Raw genomic sequence first — 7,821 nt, 5'->3', positions numbered from 1 at the left:
CCTCACGCTTCGCCCGCCCCCGCGCGGACAATCCACCACCATCGGGATACCTCATCCCATCGATCTACCCCAACCCCACACCGCCACACAGACCACATCGGACGAACCTGACCATTCAAGATCTGTAGCGGGTGAGCGTCTCGTTGGGGGCGTGCCAGGTCTCCGTCCAGGTGGTGGCCGGGGTGGCACTGAGGGTGGTGGTGTCGGCGGTGGCGTAGCCGGAGTTGCCGGCCACCCCCTCGGCCCGCAGCCGGTAGTAGTAGTGGGTGCCCGCCGGCAGTTTCAGGTTGTGGAACTTCGTCGTGCTGGCCGGCAGCACGTACGCGGTGCTCCAGGTGGTGCCGTTGGTGGAGCGTTCCAGCCGGTAGGCCGTCTCCCACCGGGTGTTGTCGGTCCAGGTGAGCCGGATCTGGTCGGTGGCCGCGGTGGCGAGCAGGCCGGTGGGCGCCGCCGGCGCCGGGGTGGTGGCGGTGGTGGTCCCGTAGATCTGCCACTCGCCGATCTGCATGTTGACCGACCCGTTGGTGGCGGTCACCCGCAGCCGGTAGTACCGGTAGGCGGTGGTGTTGCCGAACGAGTAGGTGTTGCGGTGGAAGCCGGTGATGAACGTCTGGTTGCTCTGGGTGTCCAGCGGTGTCCAACCGCTGCCGGTGGTGGAGGCCTCGAAGACCCAGTTGCGCGGGTTGCGGTCGGGCCAGTCGTTGGCGGAGGTGACGGCGTAGCTGGTCACCACGGCCGCCGTGGTCGCCTCGAACTGGATCCAGCCGGCGCCGCTGTAGGTGAAGTACTTGCGGTAGGGCGTGTTGTCGATGACCTTCTCGATGCCCTCGTCGCCGGTGGTCGACCACTGGTCGGTGATCGTGCCAGGGGTGTCGGTGATGTCCACCGCGGCGGCGAGGTGGACACCGGCCAGGTGGCTTGGGGTCCCCGCGACGAGCAGGACGATCGCGGCCACCGCGGCGAGCAGGGGCAGTGCCGTGCCCGGGGGGCGGCGGCGGATCGGGTCAGCGCGCATGGAGTGGGTTCCTCTCGGCGTGGTCGGTCCTTTCCGGTACGTGCCGGGAGTCGATGCCACCTCCCGGTGACCCCCGCGCGCGGCACGACGACCCGCCCCCGTTTCCCGGGGACCGGGTCGTCGAATAAATGGCGGGGAATGGCGCCGGAATGTGTTCGCCAGGAGCTCGACGAATCGGCCGGGCGACACCGGACAAGCATTCGATGTGGATACCGCGACCGCTCCCCGTTGACCGTCTGCGCACCGAATACTAGTTGCGGCATAGCAAACGGTCAATGAGACCTCTTTCTCACCGATGAGCAGGAAATGCATTCGCATGGATATCCCACCAGTGGTAGGCGGGCCGGCACGGCAGCCCGGGCCGGGGGCACGTGGCGGGTCGACCACCGGTCGGGCCGATGGCGCGGCGGCGCTGGCCGGCCGTCGTTCACCCCCACCCCGCGCGCCGTGCAGCGGTCGTTCACCCGTCTCTCGGAGGCTTCGACACCGACACGGTCGACACGGATCACGTGGAGGGCTCCGCAGTGCAGCACAGGGATTCCGAGGACGCCACAGGCGGTCAACTGTCACGCCGCCAACTGGTGAAGTACGCGGGCGTCGGCGCGACGCTCGCCGCCGCCGGCCCGTTCGTGGGCGTCGAGACGGCCCACGCCGACCCGGACCGGCAGGATCAGGCGACGGCCGGACCGGGCCGGGCCGACAACCGGATCTGGCGGGCCGGCGACCACCACATCCATTCCGAGTACAGCGGGGACTTCGACACCTCGACCAACCCGCCGACGTTCCGCAAGGGCGCCGACGCGGTCTATCCGATCGTCACCAATGCGATCATGGCGAAGAACTTCGGGCTGACCTGGGCGATGTGCACCGACCACGGTGGACCCACCCACTCCAAGGTGAACCTGGAGCAGGCGTACCCCGATCTGCTGCGGTCCCGCCGGCTGGTGCCCGAGGTGTTGCAGTTCTGGGGGATGGAGTTCGACGCCCCGGCGATGGACCACCACACCCTGATGATCCCCCGGCACGCCGACGAGGCGAAGCAGCTCTTCGAGCTGGAGAGCCGGTTCGCCAAGCGGGACCCGTTCCCGGCCGACCCGGGCCGCGACACCGAGGCCAAGATGGTGGAGTTCCTCAGGGTGGCCCGGAACATGCCGCACAAGCCGCTGGTGATCGCCCACCACACCTCCCGCTCGGCGACCGGGCTCGGGGTCTACGGGCAGGACCTCCCGCACGAGTTCCGCAACGGCAACGACGCGGCCCCGGACGTGTACGTCGGCTTCGAGGGCGCTCCGGGCCACCAGGCGGGCCCGCTCAACGGCAGCGCGCGCGGCGGCTACGGCAACCACCCCACCTACGGCGGCTACGACCAGGCGACCGCCCGGGTCGGCGGGCTGTGGGACGCGCTGCTCGGCGAGGGGCGACGCTGGTGGATCACGGCGACCTCCGACTCGCACGTGCACTGGACCCGGGGCGGCACCGACTTCTGGCCGGGCGAGTACAGCAAGACCTACGTGCTGGCCCGGCAGGAGTACCACGACATCATGGACGGGCTGCGGCACGGGCGGATCTTCGTCACCACCGGCGACCTGATCACCCGGCTCGACGTAACCGCCAGCAGCCAGGGCCGCTCGGCCGGCTCGGGTGAGACCGTCACCGTCAGCCGCCGCGACCGCACCGACGTGGACGTCGAGATCAGGTTCCGGCCGCCGACCGGCACGAACGCCAACGGCGACCGGCCGCAGGTCCGCCGGGTCGACCTGATCGTCGGCCGGGTGACCGGCCTGAGCGTCGACCGGGACGCCGACACCAACCCCACCACCGCCGTGGTGGCCCGGTTCGGTCCGCGCGACTGGCGGCAGCAGGGCGCGCAGTACGTCATCCGGCACACCCTGCGCGACGTCGGGACCGACAGCTACCTGCGGGTGCGCGGCACCAGCACCGACGAGGCCGAGCCGCTGGCCGACGGGCTGGAGAGCCTGTGGAGCGACCTGTGGTTCTACTCCAACCCGGTGTTCGTCCGGGTGCGCTGACCGCCCGGTCCCGGCCCGCCGTCGGCGGGCCGGGACCGGCCCCACCGGGTCGACGACGTTGAATATGATCAGGGGTACGGCGAGGGCCGTCCCGGCGGACGAAGGTCCACGGTGGACGCCGGGACTCGCCACCAAACGCCGCATTCGAGCCGGTGTGGGGCAATTGGCGAATCGCGTACCAGCCCCCGGTTGTGAATCTTGACCACCCGAAAGCGCAGGTCATACGCTCCGGGCACCCTTGATTCATTTCCCGGGAAGGGAAACGGGACACCCATGCGAACTGCCGGACTCCGCTCCACATTGCATTCCCGCAGACGGCTGGCGGGCGCCACCGCAATCGTACTACTGGCCGGAATAACCCCCCTGGTGGCCGGCCCCTCGGCCGCCGCCGCACCCCCGACAACCTGTAGTACCGATCCCACCGACCGATTGGCCTCGGTGCCCAGCCCGGAGAGCTTCCTCGGCTTCCCGCTCGGCACCGGCCAGGAACGGGTGGTCACCAACGAGGAGGTGCGGGGCTACCTCGACGCCGTGGACACCGCCTCCAAGCGGGTCGTCACCGGCGTCATGGGCACCAGCGTGCTCGGCCAGCCGCTGCCGTACGCGATCGTGTCGAACGAGCGCAACGTACGGCCGGCCGTGCTCAAGGGCATCGCCGAGGATGTCCGCTCGCTGCGCGACCCCCGGACGGTCAACCAGCAGCAGGCCGGCGAGATCGCCGAGGCCGCACCGGCGATCGTCTGGGTCACCGCCAACGTGCACGGCGGCGAGAAGAGCGGCACCGACGCCGCCCTCAAGACGCTGTACGAGCTGGCCGCCGGGCTCTCCTGCGAGGTCCAGCAGCGCAACGACAACCTGATCACGATCATCGTGCCGACGCAGAACCCGGACGGACGCGACGCCAACCGCCGGCAGAACGAGTACGGCTTCGACATGAACCGGGACTGGTTCGCCCGGACCCAGCAGGAGACCGACGGCAAGCTCGAACTGATGCGCAAGTACCCGCCGCAGGTCTTCATCGACGCGCACGAGATGGGCGGCCGGCAGTACTTCTTCCCGCCCAACGCCGACCCGATCCACCACGAGATCTCCGGCGAGGCGGTCGACTGGATCAACCGGATCGGCGAGGCCAACAAGGCCGGCTTCGGCTACAACGGCGCGTGCGGTGGCGCGGTGACCACCGAGTGCTACTTCAACTACTCCACCTACGACCTGTTCTTCATGGGGTACGGCGACACGGTGCCGGCCGCCGGCTTCGGTGCCGCCGGCATGACCTTCGAGAAGGGCAGCTCGTCGGCGGTGGCCGACCGGGTGCAGCAGCAGTTCCACACCCAGTGGTCGACCCTCGGCTGGGCGGCGGCGCACAAGCAGGAGGTGCTCAACGGCTGGTTCAAGGTCTGGAAGGACGCGCTCGCCCAGGGGCGGGCCGGCACGCTGGAGCCCAACGAGGTGGTCCAGCCGACCAACACCGTCCAGTTCCCGGTGCCGAACCAGACCATCCGGTCGTACTTCCTGCTGCCCGACCGGCAGCTCGCCGACGCCCGCCAGCTCGTCGAGCGGCTGCGCCGGATGGACGTGGAGGTCTACCAGGTCCGCAAGGCCGTCAAGCTGCCCACCGCGAAGCTCTTCGGTGGCCGGTCGGCGACCAACCTGACCGTGCCGGTCGGGTCGTACTGGATCCCGATGAACCAGCCGCAGAAGCACTGGATCCAGGCGATCATGGGTGAGGACCCGTACACGCCGTTCCCGTACTTCTACGACGTGTCGTCGTGGAGCAACCCGCTGCTGATGGGCGTGAACGCCGTCTACACCGGCGCGGACGTCAAGCCCAACGCGGAGCTGATCGACAAGATCCAGAACACCGGTGGCGGCAAGATCCTGGCCGCGCCGCCGTTGAAGGGCTCCTACACCTACGAGCTGGACTCCGCCGCCGCGGCCGAGTTCACCTTCACCCTGCTCGGCAAGGACGTGCAGCTGGTCCGGGACCTCGACAACGGCCAGGTGGGGATGCCGGCCGGCGCGTTGACGCCGGAGCTGAACACCACGGCCAAGAAGCTGGGCGTCACGCTCACCCCGTACACCACGGCGGCCGTCGGCACCCCGATCAGCCGGCCGGACGTCGGCCTGTTCCAGGGCACCGGCATCTCCACCACCTCCGGCTCGCACGGCGAGGCCCGGTACGTGCTGGGCAAGCGGTGGGGCCTGGACCTCACCCCGGTCACCACCGCCGACATCAACGACAACACCCCCGCCTTCACCGGCCGCACGGTGCTGCTGGTGCCGGACGGCAGCAACGCGACCGGTGGGCTGACCGCGACCGGGCAGGCCAACCTGCGCAACTGGATCGCCCAGGGCCACACCTACCTGGGCCTGCGCAACGAGGGCACCCGGATGGCCCGCGCCGCCGGTCTCACCTCGACCACCGAGAAGCCGAAGCCGACCGGCTACACGGTGATCGGCTCGCACCTGCGGGTCGACGTGGACGCCGACAGCCCGGTCGGGCTGGGCCGGCCGGCGGAGGACTTCGAGTTCAACAACAACGACCCGATCCTCAACCCGAGCAGCACCGGCCGCAACGTGCTGCGCTACCCGAGCGGGGACACCTTCTGGGCCAACGGCTACACGGTGCAGGGTGACGCGCTCAAGGGCACGGTCGCGGTGGTGGACGAGCCGACCGGCGCCGGCCGGGCGGTGCTGTTCGCGTTCAACCCGCTGTTCCGGGCGTACAACGAGAGTGGCCTGCACCTGGTGGCCAACGCGCTGCTGTACCCGGCCGGCGGCACGGCCGCCCGGACCGCGTCGCCGGTCCAGGTCGACCCGGCCCGCGCCGCCGCGGCGGCCACCCCGGTCGCCGAGAACCTGGGCGGCGAGTGGCGGCCGTTCACCCTCCAGGTTGCCGCCGGTGACCTGGCCCGCACCGAGGCCGTCGTCGGGCGATACACCGACACCGCGCGGGTCACGGTGGCGGACGGCTCGGCGTACCTGGTGATCCCCAACCCGGCGGGTCTCCAGATCGACGAGCACCCGTTCCTGGGTGACCTGGTACGGACCCTGCGGGCCGAACAGGTCCCGCTGCGCTCGCTGGTGGGCTGATCCCGACCGGGTGGGGGCGGGCACCGTACGGTGCCCGCCCCCACCCGTCCCGGCGGCCCGACGCACCCGGCACCCCGCGCGACGCCGGGAACCACGCGTCGGCTAGGAACGGTGCATGCCCCGCTACCTGCTGTTTCCCGGCCGACATCACCTGCTGACCCGGTTCCAGGCCGACTATCTGCACCGGCTCGCCACCGCCGGTCACCACGACACCCCGGACGGCGACCGGGTCGCCGGCGACGACGGGGTGACCGTGGTGTGGGCGGTCACCTCGGCCAACCACGAGAACACCCGGCGCAACCCGGTCCCCTACCACCGGCGGGAGGCGGCGATCGAACGGTTCAGCGTGCTCGCCGGCCTGCGGTCGGTGGTGGTGCCGGTCTTCGACACCGCCGAGACCGACCGGTTCGCCGAGGTGACGCTCAAGAACGTGGCGGCCACCGCCGGCCTGGAGCTGACCCCGGCGAACACCGTGGTCGCCTGTTCGACGCCGCAGGTCGCCGCCATGTACGCCCGGCTGGGGTTCCCGATCGCCGGGGTGGAGGCCGACGTCGACCCGACCCCCGCCCGGCCGTGGGACGTGCTGCTGCGGCTGGCCGCCGACGACCCCTCGTGGCGGGAGCTGGCCCACCCGGCGACCCTCGACGTCTACGCCCGCTACCGGCTCGACGACCTGGTCCGTTCGGTGGTCAACGATCCGGTGGTCGGGGACGAGGGCGGGCTGACCGCCACCCGCGACTACCGGACGTACGCCGAGGCGTTCGCCGACGCGGCGCAGCGCAAGTGGGCGGCGGTGCGCGAGCACGTGCGGCCCGGCCGGATCGTCGACGTCGGCTGCGGGGCGGGCGCGGTGCTGGAGCTGGCCGACCGGGAGCCGGCGTTGCGGGAGAGCGACCTGATCGGGGTCGAGGTGGCCCGGCACCTGTTCGAGGAGTGCGTGCACAAGAAGGCGCAGGGGGTGTTCGGCAACCCGAACGTCTTCTTCTACCGCCGCAACGTGCTCGGCGGGGCGGTGTTCGCGCCCCGCTCGGTGGACACCACGATGACCTTCGCGCTGACCCACGAGATCTGGTCGTACGGCGACCGGATGGCGTCGCTGCGCCGGTTCGTGCAGGCCATCTACGACCACACGGTGCCCGGCGGGGTGTGGATCAACAGCGACGTGTGCGGGCCGGACGGCCGGGACCGGACGGTCCGGCTGCGGCTGTCGACGACCGACGGGACGAACCCGCAGCGGCCCCGCGACGACCTGGCGTCGCTACCGGCCGACCAGGTGGCCGCGCACCTCGCCGGGCTGTCCACGCGGGCCCGGCTGGACCAGTTCGCCGTCGACTACCGGTTCCCGTTCGGCTACCGCCCGGTCGACGACGGCACCGGCGCGGTGGTCGAGCTGCCGCTCGGCGCGGCGATGGACTTCCTCACCCGCAAGGACTACACCGACAACTGGCTGTCCGAGACGCAGGAGGAGTTCTGCGGGCTGGAGTGGGCCGACTGGAAGGCCCTGCTGGCCGACGTGGGGTTCGAGGTCGACCCGGCCAGCGGCCCGTACCGCAACGACTGGATCGTCACCCACCGGCTCGCGCCGACCGCGGCGCTGTCGACGGTGGACGGGGCGCCGCTGGACTGGCCGGTGACGCACGTGCTGCTGGTCGCCCGCCGGCCGGTCAACACCTGATCCGGCGG

General features: G+C 70.9%; 4 protein-coding genes. 3 read left to right on the top strand and 1 reads right to left on the bottom strand.

What is annotated here, in order from left to right:
* Positions 1-115 precede the first annotated feature (115 nt).
* Positions 116-1,015, bottom strand: a complete 900-nt coding sequence (locus tag H1A17_RS16690; protein ID WP_194822286.1) for a fibronectin type III domain-containing protein — start codon at positions 1,013-1,015, stop codon at positions 116-118.
* A 524-nt stretch (positions 1,016-1,539) separates the two neighbouring features.
* Here H1A17_RS16690 and H1A17_RS16685 point away from each other — a divergent pair.
* The 3 genes from H1A17_RS16685 (at position 1,540) to H1A17_RS16675 (ending at position 7,813) form a co-directional block, all read left to right on the top strand.
* Complete coding sequence (locus H1A17_RS16685) at positions 1,540-3,045, top strand: twin-arginine translocation signal domain-containing protein (protein WP_194822285.1); 1,506 nt, start codon at positions 1,540-1,542, stop codon at positions 3,043-3,045.
* A 438-nt stretch (positions 3,046-3,483) separates the two neighbouring features.
* On the top strand, positions 3,484-6,138 hold the full coding sequence (locus H1A17_RS16680) for a M14 family zinc carboxypeptidase (protein ID WP_240762136.1): 2,655 nt from the start codon (positions 3,484-3,486) through the stop codon (positions 6,136-6,138).
* Positions 6,139-6,253: 115 nt separating this feature from the next.
* Entirely contained in the window at positions 6,254-7,813 is a 1,560-nt protein-coding gene (locus H1A17_RS16675; protein WP_145920109.1) for a class I SAM-dependent methyltransferase, read from the top strand.
* Positions 7,814-7,821 lie beyond the last annotated feature (8 nt).

This window comes from Micromonospora sp. S-DT3-3-22, assembly GCF_015354745.1.
In the GTDB taxonomy this organism is placed as follows: Bacteria; Actinomycetota; Actinomycetes; order Mycobacteriales; family Micromonosporaceae; genus Micromonospora; species Micromonospora wenchangensis.
Note: the sequence above shows the minus strand (reverse complement) of the source record. Positions and strands in the feature narration are given on the sequence as shown.

Bases quoted from the DNA above. Each gene is read 5' to 3' on its own strand.
- H1A17_RS16675 (WP_145920109.1), top strand. From the start codon at position 6,254: ATGCCCCGCTACCTGCTGTTTCCCGGCCGACATCACCTGCTGACCCGG.
- H1A17_RS16690 (WP_194822286.1), bottom strand. From the start codon at position 1,015: ATGCGCGCTGACCCGATCCGCCGCCGCCCCCCGGGCACGGCACTGCCC.